The organism is Pseudomonas sp. NPDC086581 (assembly GCF_044746165.1).
GTDB lineage: Bacteria > Pseudomonadota > Gammaproteobacteria > Pseudomonadales > Pseudomonadaceae > Pseudomonas.
Map to the genome: position 1 here is coordinate 16307 of NZ_JBIVBR010000009.1, position 20602 is coordinate 36908.

Annotated in this window: 34 protein-coding genes; all 34 read left to right on the forward strand. The window is 58.4% G+C overall.

What is annotated here, in order from left to right:
* Positions 1 to 140: 140 nt before the first annotated feature.
* The 34 genes from rpsL (at position 141) to bfr (ending at position 20594) form a co-directional block, all read left to right on the forward strand.
* Positions 141 to 512 (forward strand): 30S ribosomal protein S12, encoded by a 372-nt coding sequence (gene rpsL / locus ACIPK7_RS18360; RefSeq protein ID WP_015475317.1) that lies wholly within the window; start codon positions 141 to 143, stop codon positions 510 to 512.
* A gap of 85 nt (positions 513 to 597) precedes the next feature.
* Positions 598 to 1068, forward strand: a complete 471-nt coding sequence (gene rpsG, locus ACIPK7_RS18365; protein WP_015475318.1) for a 30S ribosomal protein S7 — start codon at positions 598 to 600, stop codon at positions 1066 to 1068.
* A 30-nt stretch (positions 1069 to 1098) separates the two neighbouring features.
* On the forward strand, positions 1099 to 3234 hold the full coding sequence (fusA, locus tag ACIPK7_RS18370; protein WP_192435059.1) for an elongation factor G: 2136 nt from the start codon (positions 1099 to 1101) through the stop codon (positions 3232 to 3234).
* Between the two features lie 29 nt (positions 3235 to 3263).
* Entirely contained in the window at positions 3264 to 4457 is a 1194-nt protein-coding gene (gene tuf / locus ACIPK7_RS18375) for an elongation factor Tu (RefSeq protein ID WP_054910987.1), read from the forward strand.
* Positions 4458 to 4612: 155 nt separating this feature from the next.
* Positions 4613 to 4924, forward strand: coding sequence for a 30S ribosomal protein S10 (gene rpsJ, locus ACIPK7_RS18380; RefSeq protein WP_003243886.1), 312 nt, complete (start codon positions 4613 to 4615; stop codon positions 4922 to 4924).
* A gap of 82 nt (positions 4925 to 5006) precedes the next feature.
* Positions 5007 to 5642 (forward strand): 50S ribosomal protein L3, encoded by a 636-nt coding sequence (rplC, locus tag ACIPK7_RS18385; RefSeq protein ID WP_024767389.1) that lies wholly within the window; start codon positions 5007 to 5009, stop codon positions 5640 to 5642.
* 14 nt (positions 5643 to 5656) lie between these two features.
* A complete protein-coding gene (rplD, locus tag ACIPK7_RS18390) occupies positions 5657 to 6259 on the forward strand; it encodes a 50S ribosomal protein L4 (protein ID WP_017521904.1) in 603 nt (200 codons plus the stop codon).
* Complete coding sequence (gene rplW / locus ACIPK7_RS18395; protein WP_015475322.1) at positions 6256 to 6555, forward strand: 50S ribosomal protein L23; 300 nt, start codon at positions 6256 to 6258, stop codon at positions 6553 to 6555. The genes rplD and rplW overlap by 4 nt, the downstream gene beginning before the upstream one ends.
* 11 nt (positions 6556 to 6566) lie before the next feature.
* Positions 6567 to 7388 (forward strand): 50S ribosomal protein L2, encoded by an 822-nt coding sequence (gene rplB, locus ACIPK7_RS18400; RefSeq protein WP_024767388.1) that lies wholly within the window; start codon positions 6567 to 6569, stop codon positions 7386 to 7388.
* Between the two features lie 16 nt (positions 7389 to 7404).
* Positions 7405 to 7680 carry a 30S ribosomal protein S19 gene (gene rpsS / locus ACIPK7_RS18405; RefSeq protein WP_017521902.1) on the forward strand — a complete coding sequence of 92 codons (276 nt, stop codon included), beginning with the start codon at positions 7405 to 7407 and terminating at the stop codon, positions 7678 to 7680.
* Between the two features lie 12 nt (positions 7681 to 7692).
* Complete coding sequence (gene rplV, locus ACIPK7_RS18410; protein WP_015475325.1) at positions 7693 to 8025, forward strand: 50S ribosomal protein L22; 333 nt, start codon at positions 7693 to 7695, stop codon at positions 8023 to 8025.
* Positions 8026 to 8038: 13 nt separating this feature from the next.
* Entirely contained in the window at positions 8039 to 8725 is a 687-nt protein-coding gene (gene rpsC, locus ACIPK7_RS18415) for a 30S ribosomal protein S3 (protein ID WP_015475326.1), read from the forward strand.
* A gap of 11 nt (positions 8726 to 8736) precedes the next feature.
* Entirely contained in the window at positions 8737 to 9150 is a 414-nt protein-coding gene (gene rplP, locus ACIPK7_RS18420; RefSeq protein WP_009617163.1) for a 50S ribosomal protein L16, read from the forward strand.
* Positions 9150 to 9341, forward strand: coding sequence for a 50S ribosomal protein L29 (rpmC, locus tag ACIPK7_RS18425; RefSeq protein WP_003093720.1), 192 nt, complete (start codon positions 9150 to 9152; stop codon positions 9339 to 9341). The genes rplP and rpmC overlap by 1 nt, the downstream gene beginning before the upstream one ends.
* 2 nt (positions 9342 to 9343) lie before the next feature.
* Positions 9344 to 9610 carry a 30S ribosomal protein S17 gene (rpsQ, locus tag ACIPK7_RS18430; RefSeq protein WP_009617165.1) on the forward strand — a complete coding sequence of 89 codons (267 nt, stop codon included), beginning with the start codon at positions 9344 to 9346 and terminating at the stop codon, positions 9608 to 9610.
* A 16-nt stretch (positions 9611 to 9626) separates the two neighbouring features.
* Positions 9627 to 9995: a 50S ribosomal protein L14 gene (gene rplN, locus ACIPK7_RS18435; RefSeq protein WP_017521901.1), complete on the forward strand. Its 369-nt coding sequence runs from the start codon at positions 9627 to 9629 to the stop codon at positions 9993 to 9995.
* Positions 9996 to 10007: 12 nt separating this feature from the next.
* Positions 10008 to 10322: a 50S ribosomal protein L24 gene (gene rplX, locus ACIPK7_RS18440; protein ID WP_045215317.1), complete on the forward strand. Its 315-nt coding sequence runs from the start codon at positions 10008 to 10010 to the stop codon at positions 10320 to 10322.
* Between the two features lie 19 nt (positions 10323 to 10341).
* On the forward strand, positions 10342 to 10881 hold the full coding sequence (gene rplE, locus ACIPK7_RS18445) for a 50S ribosomal protein L5 (RefSeq protein ID WP_017521899.1): 540 nt from the start codon (positions 10342 to 10344) through the stop codon (positions 10879 to 10881).
* Positions 10882 to 10894: 13 nt separating this feature from the next.
* Positions 10895 to 11200, forward strand: a complete 306-nt coding sequence (gene rpsN / locus ACIPK7_RS18450) for a 30S ribosomal protein S14 (RefSeq protein ID WP_045215313.1) — start codon at positions 10895 to 10897, stop codon at positions 11198 to 11200.
* Positions 11201 to 11389: 189 nt separating this feature from the next.
* Positions 11390 to 11782 carry a 30S ribosomal protein S8 gene (gene rpsH, locus ACIPK7_RS18455; protein WP_015475331.1) on the forward strand — a complete coding sequence of 131 codons (393 nt, stop codon included), beginning with the start codon at positions 11390 to 11392 and terminating at the stop codon, positions 11780 to 11782.
* Positions 11783 to 11793: 11 nt separating this feature from the next.
* Entirely contained in the window at positions 11794 to 12327 is a 534-nt protein-coding gene (rplF, locus tag ACIPK7_RS18460) for a 50S ribosomal protein L6 (protein ID WP_015475332.1), read from the forward strand.
* A gap of 10 nt (positions 12328 to 12337) precedes the next feature.
* Positions 12338 to 12688, forward strand: coding sequence for a 50S ribosomal protein L18 (rplR, locus tag ACIPK7_RS18465; RefSeq protein ID WP_017521897.1), 351 nt, complete (start codon positions 12338 to 12340; stop codon positions 12686 to 12688).
* Between the two features lie 3 nt (positions 12689 to 12691).
* Positions 12692 to 13192, forward strand: a complete 501-nt coding sequence (gene rpsE, locus ACIPK7_RS18470) for a 30S ribosomal protein S5 (protein ID WP_009617173.1) — start codon at positions 12692 to 12694, stop codon at positions 13190 to 13192.
* A 2-nt stretch (positions 13193 to 13194) separates the two neighbouring features.
* On the forward strand, positions 13195 to 13371 hold the full coding sequence (gene rpmD / locus ACIPK7_RS18475) for a 50S ribosomal protein L30 (RefSeq protein WP_009617174.1): 177 nt from the start codon (positions 13195 to 13197) through the stop codon (positions 13369 to 13371).
* Positions 13372 to 13374: 3 nt separating this feature from the next.
* Positions 13375 to 13809, forward strand: a complete 435-nt coding sequence (rplO, locus tag ACIPK7_RS18480) for a 50S ribosomal protein L15 (RefSeq protein ID WP_045215310.1) — start codon at positions 13375 to 13377, stop codon at positions 13807 to 13809.
* Positions 13810 to 15141 (forward strand): preprotein translocase subunit SecY, encoded by a 1332-nt coding sequence (secY, locus tag ACIPK7_RS18485; protein ID WP_024767080.1) that lies wholly within the window; start codon positions 13810 to 13812, stop codon positions 15139 to 15141.
* 24 nt (positions 15142 to 15165) lie between these two features.
* Complete coding sequence (gene rpmJ / locus ACIPK7_RS18490) at positions 15166 to 15282, forward strand: 50S ribosomal protein L36 (protein WP_045215308.1); 117 nt, start codon at positions 15166 to 15168, stop codon at positions 15280 to 15282.
* Positions 15283 to 15412: 130 nt separating this feature from the next.
* Positions 15413 to 15769: a 30S ribosomal protein S13 gene (rpsM, locus tag ACIPK7_RS18495; protein WP_024767079.1), complete on the forward strand. Its 357-nt coding sequence runs from the start codon at positions 15413 to 15415 to the stop codon at positions 15767 to 15769.
* Between the two features lie 18 nt (positions 15770 to 15787).
* The gene (gene rpsK / locus ACIPK7_RS18500) at positions 15788 to 16177 is read left to right on the forward strand and encodes a 30S ribosomal protein S11 (RefSeq protein ID WP_003093689.1); all 390 of its coding nucleotides are present in this window, start codon (positions 15788 to 15790) and stop codon (positions 16175 to 16177) included.
* A 16-nt stretch (positions 16178 to 16193) separates the two neighbouring features.
* Positions 16194 to 16814 carry a 30S ribosomal protein S4 gene (gene rpsD / locus ACIPK7_RS18505; protein WP_017521893.1) on the forward strand — a complete coding sequence of 207 codons (621 nt, stop codon included), beginning with the start codon at positions 16194 to 16196 and terminating at the stop codon, positions 16812 to 16814.
* A gap of 22 nt (positions 16815 to 16836) precedes the next feature.
* Positions 16837 to 17838, forward strand: coding sequence for a DNA-directed RNA polymerase subunit alpha (locus ACIPK7_RS18510; protein WP_009617182.1), 1002 nt, complete (start codon positions 16837 to 16839; stop codon positions 17836 to 17838).
* A 43-nt stretch (positions 17839 to 17881) separates the two neighbouring features.
* Positions 17882 to 18271 (forward strand): 50S ribosomal protein L17, encoded by a 390-nt coding sequence (rplQ, locus tag ACIPK7_RS18515; protein WP_015475338.1) that lies wholly within the window; start codon positions 17882 to 17884, stop codon positions 18269 to 18271.
* 275 nt (positions 18272 to 18546) lie between these two features.
* Entirely contained in the window at positions 18547 to 19995 is a 1449-nt protein-coding gene (katA, locus tag ACIPK7_RS18520) for a catalase KatA (protein WP_401089406.1), read from the forward strand.
* 134 nt (positions 19996 to 20129) lie between these two features.
* Positions 20130 to 20594: a bacterioferritin gene (gene bfr, locus ACIPK7_RS18525; RefSeq protein WP_015475340.1), complete on the forward strand. Its 465-nt coding sequence runs from the start codon at positions 20130 to 20132 to the stop codon at positions 20592 to 20594.
* Positions 20595 to 20602: the final 8 nt, after the last annotated feature.

The following is a 20602-nucleotide window of genomic DNA, read 5'->3' on the forward strand; positions in this document are numbered from 1 at the left end:
CCCGGTTGTCTTGACAACCGGGGCTTTGTCTTGACTGGAATCCGTAAGCTCTTTAGTATCTTGTACCCCGAAAATTGGCAGGGCGCATGCTCTGCCCATTTTCGTTTTTAAGTGTCGTAAGACAATCAGTGGAGCTATAGATGGCAACTATCAACCAGCTGGTGCGCAAGCCGCGCAAGCGCCTGGTAGACAAGAGCGGCGTTCCTGCCCTGCAGAACTGCCCTCAGCGTCGCGGCGTATGCACCCGCGTATACACCACCACCCCGAAGAAGCCGAACTCCGCACTGCGTAAAGTGTGCCGTGTTCGTCTGACCAACGGTTTCGAGGTTTCCTCGTACATCGGCGGTGAAGGCCACAACCTGCAAGAGCACAGCGTAGTGCTGATCCGCGGCGGTCGTGTAAAGGACCTTCCGGGTGTTCGCTACCACACCGTGCGCGGTTCGCTGGATACCTCCGGCGTTAAAGACCGTAAGCAGGGTCGTTCGAAGTACGGCGCGAAGCGTCCGAAGTAATTTTGTTTTCCTATTTGCTGAGTCGATAAGAGTAAGGTCGGGCATCGAGTCCCGGATTACCTGAAGACCGTTTGAGGGCTTATCAATGCCAAGACGTCGTGTAGCGGCCAAACGTGAGATCCTGGCCGATCCGAAATACGGAAGCCAGATTCTGGCGAAGTTTATGAACCACGTGATGGAAAGCGGCAAGAAAGCCGTTGCCGAGCGTATCGTTTACGGTGCTCTGGACAAGGTCAAAGAGCGCGGTAAAGGCGATCCCCTGGAACTCTTCGAAAAAGCACTCGACGCCATCGCTCCGCTGGTCGAAGTGAAGTCCCGCCGTGTCGGCGGTGCTACCTACCAGGTTCCGGTCGAAGTACGTCCGTCCCGTCGTAATGCACTGGCCATGCGCTGGCTGGTGGACTTCGCCCGCAAGCGTGGCGAGAAGTCCATGGCTCTGCGTCTCGCTGGCGAACTGATGGATGCCGCTGAAGGTAAAGGCGCCGCTGTCAAGAAGCGTGAAGACGTACACCGTATGGCCGAGGCCAACAAAGCGTTCTCGCACTACCGCTTCTAATTACGGCAACACTACTTCTGCGAGGGCTTTATGGCTCGTAACACAGCAATCAACCGCTACCGGAACATTGGTATCTGTGCCCACGTTGACGCGGGCAAGACCACCACCACCGAGCGGATCCTGTTCTACACAGGTCTCAGCCACAAGATGGGTGAGGTGCATGACGGTGCTGCCACTACCGACTGGATGGTGCAGGAGCAGGAGCGTGGTATTACCATCACCTCCGCTGCGATCACCACCTTCTGGGAAGGTTCGCGCGGCCAGTACGACAAGTACCGCGTAAACGTCATCGACACCCCCGGCCACGTAGACTTCACCATTGAAGTTGAGCGCTCCCTGCGCGTGCTGGACGGCGCTGTCGTTGTGTTCTGCGGCACCTCCGGCGTTGAGCCGCAGTCCGAAACCGTATGGCGTCAAGCCAACAAGTACGGCGTTCCGCGTATCGTTTACGTGAACAAGATGGACCGCGCCGGCGCGAACTTCCTGCGCGTCGTCGGTCAGATCAAGAACCGCCTGGGTCACACCCCGGTTCCGGTTCAGCTGGCCATCGGTGCAGAAGATGACTTCCAGGGTCAGGTTGACCTGCTGAAGATGAAGGCCATCTACTGGAACGAAGACGACAAAGGCACTTCCTATCGCGAGGAAGAAATTCCTGCCGATATGGTCGAGCTGGCCACCGAGTGGCGCAACAACATGGTCGAGGCTGCTGCCGAAGCCAACGAAGAGCTGATGAACAAGTACCTGGAAGAGGGTGAGCTGTCGATCGAAGAGATCAAGGCTGGCCTGCGTCTGCGTACCATTGCCTGCGAAATCGTACCGGCTGTCTGCGGCTCGTCGTTCAAGAACAAGGGCGTGCCCCTGGTTCTCGACGCCGTCATCGACTTCCTGCCTGCTCCGACCGAGATTCCGGCGATCCAGGGTATCCACCCGGATCACATTGACGACGGCGACGATGCTCCGAAAGACGAGCGTCCGGCTGACGACAATGCTCCGTTCTCGGCTCTGGCATTCAAGATCGCTACCGACCCGTTTGTAGGTACTCTGACCTTCGTTCGCGTCTACTCGGGCGTTCTGGAGTCCGGTAACTCGGTTATCAACTCCGTGAAAGGCAAGAAAGAGCGCGTTGGTCGTATGGTGCAGATGCACGCCAACCAGCGTGACGAGATCAAAGAAGTGCGCGCTGGCGACATCGCTGCTCTGATCGGCATGAAGGACGTCACCACCGGTGACACTCTGTGCGACATCGAGAAGCCGATCATCCTAGAGCGTATGGACTTCCCGGAGCCGGTAATCTCGGTAGCTGTTGAGCCGAAGACCAAGGCTGACCAGGAGAAGATGGGCATCGCCCTCGGCAAGCTGGCTCAGGAAGACCCGTCGTTCCGCGTCAAGACCGACGAAGAAACCGGCCAGACCATCATCTCCGGTATGGGTGAGCTGCACCTGGACATCCTCGTCGACCGCATGAAGCGTGAATTCGGCGTTGAGGCGAACATCGGCAAGCCGCAGGTTTCGTACCGCGAAACCATCTCGAAGGACAACATCGAGATCGAAGGCAAGTTCGTTCGTCAGTCCGGTGGTCGTGGTCAGTTCGGTCACTGCTGGATTCGTTTCTCGACTCCGGACGTGGACGACAAGGGCAACATCACCGAAGGCCTGGTCTTCACCAACGAAGTCGTGGGCGGTGTGGTTCCGAAGGAATACATCCCGGCCATCCAGAAAGGCATCGAAGAGCAGATGAAGAACGGCGTTGTCGCCGGCTATCCGCTGATCGGCCTGAAGGCGACCGTCTTCGATGGTTCCTACCACGACGTCGACTCCAACGAGATGGCGTTCAAGATCGCTGCTTCCATGGCGACCAAGCAGCTGGCCCAGAAGGGCGGCGGCAAGGTTCTGGAGCCGATCATGAAGGTGGAAGTGGTGACTCCTGAGGACTACATGGGTGACGTGATGGGTGACCTGAACCGTCGTCGTGGTCTGATTCAGGGGATGGAAGACTCGGTTTCCGGTAAGGTTATCCGTGCCGAGGTTCCGCTGGGCGAGATGTTCGGTTATGCAACCGACGTGCGTTCCATGTCCCAGGGTCGCGCTAGCTACTCCATGGAATTCTCCAAGTATGCTGAAGCTCCGGCGAACGTCGTCGAAGCTCTGGCCAAAAAACAAGCTTGATTCAGCTCTTTTAGTAAGAGGTTACTCTCGTGGCTAAAGAAAAATTTGAACGTAACAAACCGCACGTCAACGTCGGCACCATCGGTCACGTTGACCACGGCAAAACCACTCTGACCGCTGCTCTGACCAAGGTCTGCTCCGAGACCTGGGGCGGCTCCGCTCGTGCTTTCGACCAGATCGACAACGCGCCGGAAGAGAAGGCTCGTGGTATCACCATCAACACCTCTCACGTTGAATACGACTCGCCGGTACGCCACTACGCTCACGTAGACTGCCCGGGTCACGCCGACTACGTGAAGAACATGATCACCGGTGCTGCCCAGATGGACGGCGCGATCCTGGTTTGCTCGGCTGCTGACGGCCCCATGCCGCAGACCCGCGAGCACATCCTGCTGTCCCGCCAGGTAGGCGTTCCTTACATCGTCGTGTTCCTGAACAAGGCCGACATGGTTGACGACGCCGAGCTGCTGGAACTGGTCGAAATGGAAGTTCGCGATCTGCTGAACACCTACGACTTCCCGGGCGACGACACCCCGATCGTGATCGGTTCCGCTCTGATGGCCCTGAACGGCCAGGACGACAACGAGATGGGCGTTTCCGCCGTGCGCAAGCTGGTAGAAACCCTGGACTCGTACATCCCTGAGCCCGAGCGCGCCATCGACAAGCCGTTCCTGATGCCGATCGAAGACGTGTTCTCGATCTCCGGTCGCGGCACCGTGGTAACCGGCCGTGTTGAGCGTGGCATCGTCAAGATCCAGGAAGAAGTGGAAATCGTCGGTATCAAGGCGACTACCAAAACTACCTGCACCGGCGTTGAAATGTTCCGCAAGCTGCTCGACGAAGGTCGTGCTGGTGAGAACGTCGGCGTACTGCTGCGTGGCACCAAGCGTGAAGACGTAGAGCGTGGCCAGGTTCTGGCCAAGCCGGGCACCATCAAGCCGCACACCAAGTTCGAGTGCGAAGTGTACGTGCTGTCCAAAGAAGAAGGTGGTCGTCACACCCCGTTCTTCAAAGGCTACCGTCCGCAGTTCTACTTCCGTACCACCGACGTAACCGGTAACTGCGAACTGCCGGAAGGCGTTGAGATGGTAATGCCGGGCGACAACGTGAAAATGGTTGTCACCCTGATCGCTCCGATCGCCATGGAAGATGGCCTGCGCTTCGCGATTCGCGAAGGCGGCCGTACCGTTGGCGCCGGCGTGGTTGCCAAGATCATCGAGTAATCGCTGATCCGCTCCAGAAAAAGGGACCCTTCGGGGTCCCTTTTTCGTTGAGTTGGTTAAATATTGACACCCCCCAGGTGCATCCGTACAATTGCGCCTCCTTTTAACGGGCGGAGTCCGTCCGTTGGGAATGGCAACTTGGAGTCTGAGGTCAAATGCAAAATCAACAAATCCGTATTCGGTTGAAGGCTTTTGATCACCGCCTGATCGACCAATCTACCCAGGAAATCGTGGAAACCGCGAAACGTACTGGCGCTCAGGTGCGTGGTCCGATTCCTCTGCCGACCCGCAAGGAACGTTACACCGTGCTGATTTCCCCGCACGTCAACAAGGACGCTCGTGACCAGTACGAAATTCGTACCCACAAGCGTGTTCTCGACATCGTTCAGCCGACCGACAAAACCGTCGACGCGCTGATGAAGCTCGACCTTGCTGCTGGCGTCGAAGTACAGATCAGCCTCGGCTAATGCCTTCGGCATTGGTCGTGTAACGCTCTGAAATGGGCGGCCATAGCGGGTGAAAGCCCCGTACACTAAAGAGGTTCTAAAGATGACAATTGGTGTTGTCGGTCGTAAGTGCGGCATGACCCGCATCTTCACCGAAGATGGTGTCTCCATTCCGGTCACGGTCATTGAGGTCGAGCCGAATCGCGTCACCCAGTTCAAAAACGAAGAAAGTGATGGCTATCGCGCTGTGCAGGTAACTGCTGGCGAGCGTCGTGCTTCTCGTGTGACCAAGGCGCAGGCCGGTCACTTTGCCAAGGCGAATGTCGCCGCCGGTCGCGGCGTGTGGGAATTCCGTCTGGGCGAAGAGGAGTTCAAGGCAGGCGATTCCATCTCTGTCGACCTGTTCCAGGCCGGTCAGCTGGTAGACGTTACTGGCGAGTCCAAAGGTAAAGGCTTTGCCGGTACCATCAAGCGCTGGAACTTCCGTGGTCAAGATAATACCCACGGTAACTCCGTTTCCCACCGCGTCCCGGGTTCCATCGGCCAGTGCCAGACTCCTGGTCGAGTGTTCAAGGGCAAAAAAATGTCGGGCCACATGGGTGCTGAGCGTGTAACCGTTCAATCCCTTGAGGTCGTGCGTGTCGATGCAGAGCGCAATCTGCTGCTGGTCAAAGGTGCCGTTCCCGGCGCTACCGGTGGTGATGTGCTGGTGCGTCCGGCAGCCAAGGCTCGCGGTTAAGAGAGGAAGCTGAGATGCAACTGAATGTAAATGGCGCTCAGGCGATCGAGGTTTCCGAGCGTACTTTTGGTAGCGAATTCAACGAGACCCTGGTTCACCAGGCAGTCGTCGCCTACATGGCTGGCGGTCGTCAGGGCACCAAGGCTCAGAAAACTCGTTCCGAAGTCTCCGGTGGTGGCAAGAAGCCGTGGCGTCAGAAGGGCACTGGTCGTGCTCGTGCTGGCACCATCCGTAGCCCCATCTGGCGTGGCGGCGGCGCGACCTTCGCAGCCAAGCCCCAGGATCACTCCCAGAAGCTCAACAAGAAGATGTACCGCGCTGCTCTGCGCTCCATCCTCTCTGAGCTGGTTCGTCTGGACCGTCTGGTTGTCGTTGCCGACTTCGCTGTCGATGCACCGAAGACCAAAGGTCTGGTCAGCAAGCTGGAAGGCCTGGGCCTGAAAGATGTACTGATCGTCACCGAAGGCGTCGATGAGAACCTGTACCTGGCAGCTCGCAACCTGGCCCACGTCGATGTACGTGACGTCCAGGCTTCCGATCCGGTCAGCCTCATCGCCTACGACAAGGTGCTGGTCACCGTGTCCGCCGTGAAGAAGTTCGAGGAGCTGCTGGCATGAACCAGGAACGCGTATTCAAAGTGCTGCTGGGCCCGCATATCTCCGAGAAGGCCACTGGCCTGGCGGACGGCAACAGCCAATTCGTTTTCAAGGTTGCCACTGATGCAACCAAGCTGGAAATCAAGAAGGCCGTGGAAAGCCTGTTCGGCGTGAAAGTACGTCGCGTCACCACCCTGAACGTTCAGGGCAAGACCAAGCGTACCGTTCGCGGCCTGGGCAAGCGTAACGACTGGAAAAAAGCGTACATCGCTCTCCAGCCGGGCCAGGATCTCGATTTCGCAGCTGGCGCTGAGTAAAGGGGTGCATCATGGCAATCGTTAAATGCAAACCGACTTCCGCTGGTCGTCGTTTCGTCGTCAAGGTAGTGAACCAGGACCTGCACAAAGGTGCTCCGTTCGCTCCCCTGCTCGAGAAGAAGTCCAAGTCGGGCGGCCGTAACAATAACGGTCGCATCACCACCCGTCATATCGGTGGTGGCCACAAGCAGCACTATCGTCTGGTCGACTTCCGTCGCAACAAGGATGGCATTCCTGCCATCGTTGAACGCGTCGAATACGATCCGAACCGTACTGCTCACATCGCTCTGCTGAAATACGCGGACGGCGAGCGTCGTTACATCATCGCCCCCAAAGGCGTGGTGGCTGGCGATCAACTGATCTCCGGTATCGGCGCTCCGATCAAGGCCGGCAACAACATGCCGCTGCGCAACATCCCGGTTGGTAGCACCATCCACGGTATCGAGCTGAAGCCTGGCAAAGGCGCTCAGATCGCTCGCTCCGCTGGCGCTTCGGCTCAGCTGGTTGCCCGTGAAGGTGCATACGTAACCGTACGTCTGCGTTCCGGTGAGATGCGTAAAGTCCTGGCTGACTGCCGTGCGACCCTGGGTGAAGTCTCGAACTCCGAGCACAGCCTGCGTTCGCTGGGTAAAGCCGGTGCCAAACGCTGGCGTGGCGTTCGCCCGACCGTTCGTGGTGTTGCCATGAACCCGGTCGACCACCCGCATGGTGGTGGTGAAGGTCGTACCTCTGCTGGTCGTCATCCGGTATCGCCGTGGGGTCTTCAGACCAAGGGTAAGAAGACTCGCGCGAACAAGCGTACCGACAACATGATCGTCCGTCGCCGCAAGTAAATAGAGGGATACGACAGTGCCACGTTCTCTGAAAAAAGGTCCTTTTATCGATCTTCACCTGCTGAAGAAGATCGAAGTGGCGGTAGAAAAGAACGACCGCAAGCCGATCAAGACCTGGTCGCGCCGTTCTATGATCATGCCGCACATGGTTGGTCTGACCATCGCTGTCCACAACGGCCGTCAACACGTGCCGGTTCTGGTCAACGAAGACATGGTCGGTCACAAACTCGGCGAGTTCGCTGCTACCCGCACTTATCGTGGGCACGCTGCGGACAAGAAAGCCAAGCGTTAAGGGGTAAGGAAGATGGAAGTAGCCGCTAAGCTCTCGGGCGCTCGTATCTCCGCCCAGAAAGCCCGCTTGGTCGCCGACCAGATCCGCGGGAAGAAGGTGGGCGACGCGCTCAACCTCCTGGCTTTCAGCAACAAGAAAGCCGCCGAGATCATGAAGAAAGTGCTGGAGTCGGCCGTAGCCAACGCCGAGCACAACGAAGGTGCCGATGTAGACGATCTCAAAGTCTCCACCGTCTTCGTCAACGAAGGTCGTTCGCTCAAGCGCATCATGCCGCGTGCCAAAGGCCGTGCTGATCGCATCGTCAAGCGGTCTTGCCATATCACTGTCAAGGTTGCGGACAAGTAACGGAGTCGATCAGATGGGTCAGAAAGTACATCCCAATGGCATCCGCCTGGGTATCGTCAAGGAGCACACCTCCGTTTGGTACGCAGATAAGCGCACTTACGCCGATTATCTGTTCGCCGACCTGAAGGTGCGTGAGTATCTCCAAGACAAACTAAAAAGCGCGTCCGTCAGCCGTATCGACATCCATCGTCCGGCTCAGACTGCACGCATCACCATCCACACCGCTCGTCCCGGCATCGTGATCGGCAAGAAAGGTGAAGATGTTGAGAAGCTGCGTCAGGACCTGACCAAGCAAATGGGTGTGCCGGTGCACATCAACATCGAAGAGATCCGCAAGCCGGAGCTCGACGGTATGCTGGTTGCGCAGAGCGTAGCTCAGCAGCTGGAGCGTCGCGTTATGTTCCGTCGCGCCATGAAGCGCGCTGTACAGAACGCCATGCGCATTGGTGCCAAAGGCATCAAGATCCAGGTAAGCGGTCGTCTGGGCGGCGCTGAAATCGCCCGTACCGAGTGGTATCGCGAAGGTCGTGTGCCCCTGCACACCCTGCGTGCCGACATCGACTATGCAACCTACGAAGCGCACACCACCTACGGTGTGATCGGTGTGAAGGTTTGGATCTTCAAAGGCGAGGTCATTGGTGGCCGCCAGGAAGAGCTGAAGCCGGTAGCGCCCGCTCCTCGTAAAAAAGCTGCTAAGTAAGGAGTACGCAAATGCTGCAACCTAAGCGTACGAAGTTCCGCAAGCAAATGACCGGTCACAACCGTGGCCTGGCTCATCGCGGTTCCAAAGTCAGCTTCGGCGAGTTTGCCCTCAAGGCAACCAGCCGCGGCCGTCTCACCGCGCGTCAGATCGAGTCCGCACGCCGTGCGCTGACCCGTCACGTTAAACGTGGCGGCAAGATCTGGATCCGCGTATTCCCCGACAAGCCTGTTACCAAGAAGCCCCTGGAAGTACGTATGGGTAAAGGTAAGGGCGGCGTCGAGTACTGGGTAGCCCAGATTCAACCGGGCAAGGTCCTGTACGAGATCGAGGGTGTATCCGAAGAGCTGGCGCGTGAGGCATTCGCCCTGGCTGCTGCAAAGCTGCCGCTCGCCACCTCCTTTGTTAAGCGGACGGTGATGTGATGAAAGCGAATGAACTTCGTGAAAAATCCGTTGAGCAGCTGAACGAGCAACTGCTCGGCCTGCTGCGCGACCAGTTCAATCTGCGCATGCAGAAAGCAACTGGCCAGTTGGGGCAGTCTCACCTGCTCTCGCAGGTTAAGCGCGACATCGCTCGCGTGAAAACTGTGCTCAACCAGCAAGCAGGTAAGTAATCATGGCTGAAGCTCAGAAAACCGTCCGTACGCTGACTGGCCGCGTCGTCAGCGACAAGATGGACAAGACCGTCACCGTTCTGATCGAGCGCCGCGTAAAGCACCCGATCTACGGCAAATACGTGAAGCGTTCGACCAAGCTGCACGCCCACGACGAAACCAATCAGTGCCGCATTGGTGACCTGGTCACCATTCGCGAGACCCGTCCTCTGGCTAAGACCAAGGCCTGGACTCTGGTTGACATCGTCGAGCGCGCGGTTGAAGTCTAAGGATCGGAGATAGAAGATGATTCAGACTCAATCCATGCTCGAAGTCGCTGACAACAGCGGCGCGCGTCGCGTAATGTGCATCAAGGTGCTCGGCGGTTCCCACCGCCGTTACGCCGGCATTGGCGACATCATCAAGGTCACCGTCAAGGAAGCAATTCCGCGTGGCAAGGTGAAGAAGGGCCAGGTAATGACTGCCGTGGTCGTTCGTACCAAGCACGGCGTACGTCGTACCGACGGTTCCATCATTCGCTTCGACGGCAACGCCGCCGTCCTGCTGAACAACAAGCAGGAGCCGATCGGCACCCGTATCTTCGGGCCGGTGACTCGTGAACTTCGTACTGAGAAGTTCATGAAGATCGTCTCCCTTGCCCCTGAAGTGCTGTAAGGAGTAGCCGTCATGCAAAAAATTCGTCGTGACGACGAAGTCATCGTCATTGCCGGCAAGGACAAGGGCAAGCGTGGCAAAGTGATCAAGGTTCTGGCCGATGACCGTCTGGTCGTTGGCGGTGTGAACCTGGTCAAGCGCCACACAAAGCCCAACCCCATGCTCAACCAGCAAGGCGGGATCGTCGAGAAGGAGGCGCCTCTGCACGTCTCCAACGTCGCCATCTTCAACGCTGAAACCAACAAGGCTGACCGCGTTGGTTTCAAAGTCGAAGACGGTAAGAAGATTCGTGTCTTCAAGTCGACCCAGAAACCGGTTCAGGCTTGAGGGAGCTAGGTAGATCACCATGGCACGATTGAAAGAAATTTATCGGAAGGAAATCGCTCCCAAGCTGAAGCAAGAGCTTCAGCTGGCGAACGTGATGGAAGTTCCGCGCGTTACCAAAATCACCCTGAACATGGGTCTTGGCGAAGCTGTCGGCGACAAGAAAGTCATCGAGAGCGCCGTAGCTGATCTGGAAAAGATCGCGGGTCAGAAGCCGGTCGTGACTTACGCTCGTAAGTCCATCGCTGGTTTCAAGATTCGTGAAGGCTGGCCGATCGGCGTGAAAGTCACCCTGCGTGGCGATCGCATGTACGAGTTCCTGGACCGTCTGCTGTCGATCTCTCTGCCGCGCGTTCGTGACTTCCGCGGTCTGAACGCCAAGTCCTTCGACGGCCGTGGCAACTACAGCATGGGCGTCAAAGAGCAGATCATCTTCCCGGAAATCGATTACGACAAGATCGATGCCCTCCGCGGTATGGATATCACTCTGACCACCACCGCGCGTTCGGATGATGAGGGTCGTGCACTGCTGCGCGCCTTCAAATTCCCGTTCCGCAACTGATTGGAGTAGGACCATGGCTAAAGAGAGCATGAAGAACCGTGAGCTGAAGCGTCAGCAAACGGTAGCCAAGTACGCCAAAAAGCGTGCCGAGCTGAAAGCAATCATCGCTAATCCGAGCACTTCGGCTGAAGATCGCTGGAATGCCCAGGTCGCCCTGCAGAAGCAACCGCGTGACGCGAGCGCCAGCCGCCTGCGTAACCGTTGCCGCCTGACCGGTCGTCCGCACGGTTACTACCGCAAGTTCGGCCTGAGCCGTAACAAGCTGCGTGAAGCGGCAATGCGCGGTGACGTACCGGGCCTGGTGAAAGCCAGCTGGTAAGTGCTAGACGGAGTCGGCAACGGCTCCGTTGATCGCTTTGCGAAGCAAGCCCCCTCGTGGGGCTTGATTCGTTTTTAAGCGATCTCTAGAATACCCGGCTCCCCCGAGTCCGGGTTTAAGTTCGTCCGGCGTTTTGAGGGCGAGTTGTGAAGTTGAAGGCTTATCTTTTGTATCAGGAGCATTAAGCCCATGAGTATGCAGGACCCGTTAGCAGACATGCTAACTCGCATCCGTAATGCCCAGATGGCTGAGAAGACCGTCGTGAGCATGCCGTCTTCCAAGCTGAAAGCGGCAGTCGCCAAAGTCCTCAAGGATGAAGGTTACATTGCGGATTTCCAAGTCACTGCCGAGGCCAAGCCTCTGCTGTCGATTGAGCTGAAGTACTTCGAAGGCAAGCCTGTCATCGAGGAAGTGAAGCGAATCAGCCGTCCTGGCCTGCGCCAGTACAAATCCGTAGACCAGCTGCCGAAAGTTCGCGGCGGCCTGGGCGTTTCGATCGTCTCCACCAACAAAGGTGTGATGACTGACCGTGCTGCCCGTGCCGCTGGTGTCGGTGGCGAAGTGCTCTGCACTGTGTTCTAAGGGGAATCAGCATGTCTCGCGTTGCTAAGAACCCCGTCATTCTGCCCGCTGGCGTCGAAATCAAGCTGGCCGGTCAGGAACTTTCGATCAAGGGTGCCAAAGGCGCTCTCGAGCTGAAAGTACATCCGTCCGTCGAAGTCATTCAGGACAACGGTGAGCTGCGTTTCGCTGCGCGTAACGGCGATCAGCAGACCCGTGCCATGGCCGGTACCACCCGCGCTCTGGTCAACAACATGGTAATCGGCGTCAGCCAGGGCTTCGAGCGCAAGCTCCAGCTGGTTGGTGTTGGTTACAAGGCGCAGGCCAAAGGCCAAGTGCTGTCCCTGGCTCTCGGCTTCTCCCACCCGGTTGATTACGAACTGCCTGCCGGCATCGTCGCGGAAACCCCCAGCCAGACCGACATCCTGATCAAGGGTATCGACAAGCAGCTGGTTGGCCAGGTTGCCGCGGAAATCCGCGACTTCCGTCCGCCGGAGCCGTACAAAGGCAAGGGCGTGCGTTACGCCGACGAAGTCGTCCTTCGTAAAGAAGCCAAGAAGAAGTAGGGCATAGCAAATGAGCGTCAAGAAAGAAACCCGTCTGCGCCGCGCTCGCAAGGCTCGCCTGAAGATGCGCGAACTGGAAGCCGTACGCCTCTGCGTGTACCGCTCCTCCCAGCATATCTACGCCCAGGTCATTGCAGCCGACGGCGGCAAGGTCCTGGCCAGCGCCTCGACCCTGGACAAAGAACTGCGCGAAGCTGCCACCGGCAACGTCGACGCAGCCAAGAAAGTTGGTCAACTGGTCGCGGAACGCGCCAAGGCTGCCGGCGTCACTCAGGTGGCGTTCGACCGTTCTGGCTTCAAGTACCACGGTCGTATCAAGGCCCTGGCTGATGCCGCTCGTGAAGGCGGTCTGGAGTTCTAAGTTATGGCAAACAACGATCAAAAGCGCGACGAAGGCTACATCGAGAAGCTGGTTCAAGTGAACCGCGTCGCCAAAACCGTAAAAGGTGGCCGTATCTTCGCCTTCACCGCGCTGACCGTGGTTGGCGATGGCAAGGGCCGTGTTGGCTTCGGTCGTGGCAAGGCGCGTGAAGTGCCTGCCGCTATCCAGAAGGCAATGGAAGCTGCTCGCCGCAACATGATCCAGGTTGATCTGAACGGCACCACCCTGCAGTACCCGACCAAGTCCGCCCATGGCGCCTCCAAGGTGTACATGCAGCCGGCTTCCGAAGGTACCGGCATCATCGCCGGCGGCGCCATGCGTGCTGTCCTGGAAGTTGCTGGTGTGCAGAACGTTCTGGCGAAGTGCTACGGCTCCACCAACCCGGTGAACGTGGTCTACGCAACCTTCAAGGGCCTGAAGAACATGCAGTCCCCTGAGTCGGTAGCGGCCAAGCGTGGCAAGAGCGTCGAGGAGATTCTCTAACCATGGCAACTGTCAAAGTTACCCTGATCAAGAGCCTGAACGGCCGTCTGGCCAATCACAAGGCTTGCGTCAAAGGCCTCGGCCTGCGTCGCATTAATCACACCGTCGAAGTTCAGGACACTCCTGAAAACCGCGGCATGATTAACAAGGCTTACTACCTGCTGCGTGTGGAGGGTTAATCCATGCAACTGAACGATCTGCGTTCCGCGCCGGGTGCCCGTCGCGAAAAGCACCGTCCGGGCCGTGGCATCGGTAGCGGTCTGGGCAAGACCGGTGGCCGTGGTCACAAAGGTCAAACCTCCCGCTCCGGTGGCTCCATTGCTCCGGGCTTCGAGGGTGGTCAGCAGCCGCTGCACCGTCGTCTGCCGAAGTTCGGCTTCAACTCGCTGAAAGCCATGGATCGCGCAGAAGTGCGCACTTCCGAGCTGGCCAAGGTCGAGGGTGATGTCGTAACCGTGCAGTCCCTGAAGGATGCCAACGTGATTAACCAGAACGTACAGCGTGTGAAAGTCATGCTGTCGGGCGACGTTACTCGCGCAGTCACCCTGAAAGGCATCGGCGCCACCAAGGGCGCTCGTGCGGCTATCGAAGCAGCTGGCGGCAAAATCGAGGACTAAATGGCTAAGCAAGGTGCTCTCTCTGCGCTGAGCAACGGTGGTGGTTTGTCCGAGCTCTGGGCACGTCTGCGTTTCCTGTTCCTGGCGATCATCGTCTATCGGATCGGCGCGCATATCCCAGTCCCGGGCATCAACCCCGATCGCTTGGCGGCACTGTTCCGGCAGAACGAGGGGACCATTCTTAGCCTCTTCAACATGTTTTCCGGCGGCGCGCTGGAGCGCATGAGTATTTTTGCACTGGGAATCATGCCGTACATCTCGGCATCGATCATCATGCAGCTCATGACCGCTATCAGCCCGCAGCTGGAGCAGTTGAAGAAAGAGGGTGAGTCTGGGCGTCGCAAGATCAGCCAGTACACCCGCTACGCGACTCTCGTCCTGGCACTCGTCCAGGCCATTGGCATGTCCATTGGTCTGGGTAGCCAGGGCGTGGCCTTCTCCAACGACTTCGGCTTCTACTTCGTGTCGGTCACCACCTTCGTGGCGGGTGCACTGTTCATGATGTGGCTGGGTGAGCAGATCACCGAGCGGGGTGTCGGCAACGGCATCTCCATGCTGATCTTCTCCGGTATCGTCGCAGGTCTGCCCCGAGCAATCGGCCAGTCCTTCGAGTCCGCGCGTCAAGGTGACATCAACATCTTCGCCCTGATCGCCATCGGTCTGCTGGCCGTGGCTATCATCGCGTTCGTTGTGTTCATCGAGCGGGGGCAGCGTCGTATCGCCGTGCACTACGCCAAGCGCCAACAAGGTCGCAAGGTGTTTGCCGCCCAAACGAGCCATCTGCCGCTGAAAGTGAACATGGCGGGTGTGATTCCCGCGATTTTCGCCAGCAGCATTCTGCTGTTCCCGGCATCCCTGGGTGCCTGGTTCGGTCAGTCGGAAGGCCTGGGTTGGCTGCAGGACGTCGCGCAAGCGATTGCTCCTGGTCAGCCGCTGAACATTCTGCTGTTTAGTGCAGGGATCGTTTTCTTCTGCTTCTTCTATACAGCGCTGATGTTCAACCCGAAGGACGTGGCGGAAAACCTCAAGAAGTCCGGTGCATTTATTCCGGGTATTCGTCCGGGTGAACAGTCGGCTCGCTACATCGATGGCGTGCTGACCCGTTTGACCATGTTCGGTGCCCTGTACATGACGGCTGTGTGCCTGCTGCCCCAGTTCCTGGTCGTAGCTGCCCACGTACCGTTCTACCTTGGCGGGACCTCGTTGCTGATCGTGGTCGTGGTTGTGATGGACTTTATGGCTCAAGTACAATCGCACCTCGTTTCTCACCAGTACGAATCCCTCATGAAGAAAGCCAACCTGAAGGGCTATGGCAGCGGTCTGCTGCGCTAACCCGTAAGGTTCGAGGAGTCACTGATGAAAGTTCGTGCATCGGTTAAGAAGCTGTGCCGTAACTGCAAGATCGTCCGTCGCGAAGGCGTCGTTCGTGTGATCTGCAGCTCGGAGCCGCGTCACAAGCAGCGCCAAGGCTGAGTGTGAAACACGCGTTATAACCCGGCAGCTAGTGTGCTGCCGGGTTGATTATTTGTTTTTACAGCGCTAATATCCGCGCCCTTTCTTGGCTCCCTGGGCGCCGGGTAGCTGTCAATTGGAGTTTTTCTGAATGGCCCGTATTGCAGGCGTAAACATTCCGGATAACAAGCACACTGTTATCTCGCTGACCTACATCTATGGTGTTGGTCGCACTACCGCACAGAGCATCTGTGCAGCCACTGGCATCAGCCCGGCTGTAAAGATCAAAGAGCTGAGCGAAGAGCAGATTGATTCGCTGCGTACCGAGGTGGCCAAGCTGACCACCGAAGGTGACCTGCGTCGCGAAATCAACATGAACATCAAGCGTCTGATGGACCTCGGTTGCTACCGCGGTCTGCGTCATCGTCGTGGTCTGCCGGTTCGCGGTCAGCGCACCAAGACCAACGCGCGCACCCGTAAGGGCCCGCGTAAGCCGATCCGCAAGTAATCGCTTAGGAATCTAGTCATGGCAAAACCTGCTGCTCGTCCTCGCAAGAAAGTCAAAAAGACGGTGGTCGACGGGATCGCGCATATCCACGCGTCCTTCAACAACACCATCGTTACCATCACTGATCGTCAGGGCAACGCTCTGTCCTGGGCTACCTCCGGTGGTTCGGGCTTCCGTGGCTCGCGTAAGAGCACCCCGTTCGCTGCCCAGGTAGCGGCCGAGCGTGCCGGCCAGGCTGCTCTGGAATACGGTCTGAAGAACCTTGACGTAAACGTCAAAGGCCCGGGCCCGGGTCGCGAGTCGGCTGTTCGTGCGCTGAATGCCTGCGGTTACAAGATCGCCAGCATCACCGACGTAACCCCGATCCCGCATAACGGCTGCCGTCCGCCGAAAAAGCGTCGCGTGTAATAGGAGACAGTGAGAAATGGCTCGTTACATTGGTCCCAAGTGCAAACTGTCCCGCCGCGAAGGCACTGACCTCTTCCTGAAGAGCGGCGTTCGTGCCCTCGACTCGAAGTGCAAGGCAGAACAAGTTCCCGGCCAGCATGGCCAGCGTCGTGGTCGCCTGTCCGACTACGGTCTGCAGCTGCGCGAGAAACAAAAAGTTCGCCGCATCTACGGCGTTCTGGAACGTCAATTCCGTGGCTACTATCAGGAAGCGTCCCGCCGCAAGGGCTCCACGGGTGAAAACCTGCTGCAGCTGCTTGAGTGCCGTCTGGACAACGTCGTCTACCGTATGGGCTTCGGTTCCACTCGTTCCGAATCCCGTCAGCTGGTGTCCCACAAGACCATCAGCGTCAACGGTCAGACCGTAAACGTACCGTCCTACCAGGTCAAAGCTGGTGACGTGGTTGCTGTTCGCGAGAAATCGAAGAACCAGCTGCGTATCGCCCAAGCTCTGGACCTGTGCGCCCAGCGCGGTCGCGTTGAGTGGGTCGAAGTGGATACCGACAAGAAAGCTGGCACCTTCAAAAGTGTCCCGGCTCGTGCCGATCTGTCCGCCGACATCAACGAAAACCTGATTGTCGAGCTCTACTCCAAGTAAGGGCTAGAAAATAGGTGCATCCATGCAGAGTTCGGTAAATGAGTTCCTGACCCCCCGCCACATCGATGTGCAGGTGGTCAGCCAAACCCGCGCCAAGATCACTCTCGAGCCTCTCGAGCGTGGTTTCGGCCATACCCTGGGCAACGCGCTGCGTCGCATCCTGTTGTCCTCCATGCCTGGCTGTGCGGTAGTCGAGGCCGAGATCGACGGTGTACTCCACGAGTACTCCGCCATCGAAGGTGTGCAGGAAGATGTCATCGAGATCCTGCTCAACCTGAAAGGCCTGGCCATCAAGCTGCACGGCCGTGACGAAGTGACGCTGACCCTGGCGAAAAAGGGCTCGGGTGTGGTGACCGCTGCCGATATTCAGCTGGATCATGATGTCGAGATCGTCAACGGTGACCATGTTATCGCCCACTTGGCCGATAACGGCGCGCTGAACATGAAGCTGAAAGTCGCTCGTGGCCGTGGCTACGAGCCGGCTGATGCCCGTTCGAGCGATGAAGACGAAAGCCGCAGCATTGGCCGTCTTCAGCTCGACGCCTCGTTCAGCCCCGTGCGTCGTGTTGCCTACGTGGTCGAAAACGCCCGTGTCGAACAGCGTACCAACCTGGACAAGCTGGTCCTCGATCTGGAAACCAACGGCACCCTGGACCCTGAAGAGGCTATCCGTCGCGCCGCTACCATCCTGCAACAGCAGCTGGCAGCGTTCGTGGACCTCAAGGGCGACAGCGAGCCTGTTGTTGAAGAGCAGGAAGACGAGATCGATCCGATCCTGCTGCGTCCGGTCGATGACCTTGAGCTGACCGTCCGTTCGGCCAACTGCCTGAAGGCAGAGAACATCTACTACATCGGTGACCTGATTCAGCGCACCGAAGTAGAGCTGCTCAAAACGCCGAACCTTGGCAAGAAGTCCCTGACCGAAATCAAGGACGTTCTGGCCTCTCGCGGTCTGTCCCTCGGTATGCGCCTCGACAACTGGCCGCCGGCAAGTCTCAAGAAAGACGACAAGGCTACTGCCTGATCGTCGTAGCTACCGAACGTAAAGTTTGGAAAGGAATTGAACCATGCGCCATCGTAAAAGTGGTCGTCACCTGAGCCGCACCAGCGCGCACCGCAAGGCTATGTTCCAGAACATGGCTGTGTCGCTCTTCGAACACGAACTGATCAAAACCACCCTGCCCAAGGCCAAGGAGCTGCGTCGCGTTGCCGAGCCGCTGATCACCTTGGCTAAAGTGGATAGCGTTGCCAACCGTCGTCTCGCTTTCGACCGTACCCGTTCGAAAGAGGCCGTAGGCAAGCTGTTCAACGAACTGGGCAAGCGCTACGCCAACCGTCCGGGCGGCTACCTGCGCATCCTGAAGTGCGGCTTCCGCGCTGGCGACAATGCCCCCATGGCATACGTCGAACTGATTGACCGCGCTGTTGGCGGCCAAGCGGTAGAAGCTGCGGAGTAAGGTTTACGCCTTGCTTATAAAAAACCGGGCCTTGTGCCCGGTTTTTTATCGCCTAATGAAAAGTTTTTCTCTATCGATCGGCTCGAATCAATAAATTGGCTGATCAATACCCTTGTCACGGATCCTTAACGGCGCCGACTTCTACTGCTTGCTGAGCTGGATCAACAGCCGCAACGCCCGTGGAGGCGCTTAATTGTCCGATTGGGATGTCGGGCCGCGCTCACAGCTTTCGTGATTCGCCGGCCTGTAGCACCCCGCCGTTGAGGAGAGTAACGATGAGTGACAACACCCGCCTGACGACTGCTGCCGGAGCGCCGGTCGCCGATAACCAGAATGTTCAGACCGCCGGCCCGCGGGGCCCGATGCTGCTGCAGGACGTCTGGTTCCTGGAGAAACTGGCGCACTTCGACCGCGAAGTGATTCCTGAGCGCCGCATGCATGCCAAGGGCTCCGCGGCCTACGGCACTTTCACCGTCACCCACGACATCACCCGCTATAGCCGCGCCAAGCTGTTCTCCGAGGTCGGCAAGCAGACTCCGCTGTTCCTGCGCTTCTCCACTGTGGCCGGCGAGCGTGGTGCTGCGGATGCCGAGCGAGATATCCGCGGCTTCGCCATGAAGTTCTACACCGAGGAAGGTAACTGGGACCTGGTAGGCAACAACACTCCGGTCTTCTATTTCCGCGACCCGCTGAAATTCCCCGACCTTAACCACGTGGTGAAGCGCGATCCTCGCACCAACCTGCGCAACGCCACGCTGAAGTGGGACTTCTTCTCGCACCTGCCCGAAGCGCTGCACCAACTGACCATCGATTTCAGCGACCGCGGCTTGCCGCGCAGCTACCGTCACGTGCATGGATTCGGCAGCCACACCTTCAGCTTCATCAACGCTGGCAACGAGCGCTTTTGGGTCAAGTTCCACTTCAAGACCCAGCAGGGCATCGAGAACCTGAGCAACGAGGAAGCCGCCAAGCTGGTGGGCGCCGACCGCGAAAGCTCGCAGCGTGACCTCTATGACGCTATCGAGCGCGGCGATTTCCCGCGCTGGAAGATGTACGTGCAGGTCATGCCGGAGAAGGAGGCTGCGACCTACCGCTACAACCCGTTCGACCTGACTAAGGTCTGGCCGCACGGCGATTACCCGTTGATCGAAGTTGGCTACTTCGAGCTCAATCGCAACCCGGCGAATTACTTCGCCGAGGTCGAACAGTCCGCCTTCAGCCCGGCGAACATCGTCCCCGGTATCGGCTTCTCGCCGGACAGGATGCTCCAGGGCCGCCTGTTCTCCTACGGCGATGCGCACCGCTACCGCCTGGGCGTGAACCATCACCAGATCCCGGTGAACGCTGCGCGCAATAACCCGCGGATCTATCACCGCGACGGCGCCATGCGCGTGGACGGCAACAACGGTGACATGACTGTCACCTACGAGCCGAACAGCTTCAACCAGTGGCAGGAGCAGCCGGACTACTCCGAACCGCCGTTGACCCTGGAAGGCACTGCGGATCACTGGAACCACCGCGTCGACGACGACTACTACAGCCAGCCGGCCGCGCTGTTCGGCCTGTTCGACGAAGCCCAGCGGCAGCGCCTGTACGAGAACATCGCCGATGACATGGCGGGCGTTCCGGAGGTTATCCAGCGTCGTCAGCTCGCTCTGTTCTTCAACATCGATCCGGCCTACGGTGAAGGCGTCGCCAAGGCGCTGGGTCTGAAGCTGGACTAAGCTGAAACCGCTCCACCAGCCGCCCTCTTCGGAGGGCGGTTGCGTTTGTGGGGCATTGCGGACTTGACCCCGGTCATGGCCAGTCGCGACCATAGCGCCGTTTAATTCGCTGTCACGTCCCAGGGAGAAGGCTGATGCAAGGCCATGCCGAGGTTATCGATTATCTCAACACGCTGCTGACCGGTGAGCTGGCCGCTCGCGACCAGTACTTCATCCATTCGCGCATGTACGAGGACTGGGGCTTCACCAAGCTCTACGAGCGCCTCAACCACGAAATGGAAGAGGAAACCCAGCACGCCGACGCCCTGCTGCGTCGCATCCTGCTGCTCGAAGGCACTCCGCGCATGCGCCCGGACGACATCCACCCGGGCAAGACCGTGCCGGAGATGCTGGAAGCCGACCTCAAGCTGGAGCGTCACGTACGCGCCGCCCTGGCCAAGGGCATCGCCCTGTGCGAGAAGCACAAGGACTTCGTCACCCGCGACATCCTGCGCGTGCAGCTGACCGATACCGAGGAAGACCACGCCTACTGGCTGGAGCAGCAGCTCGGTCTGATCCAGAAGATGGGCCTGGAGAACTATCTGCAGTCGCAGATCTGATGTGCATC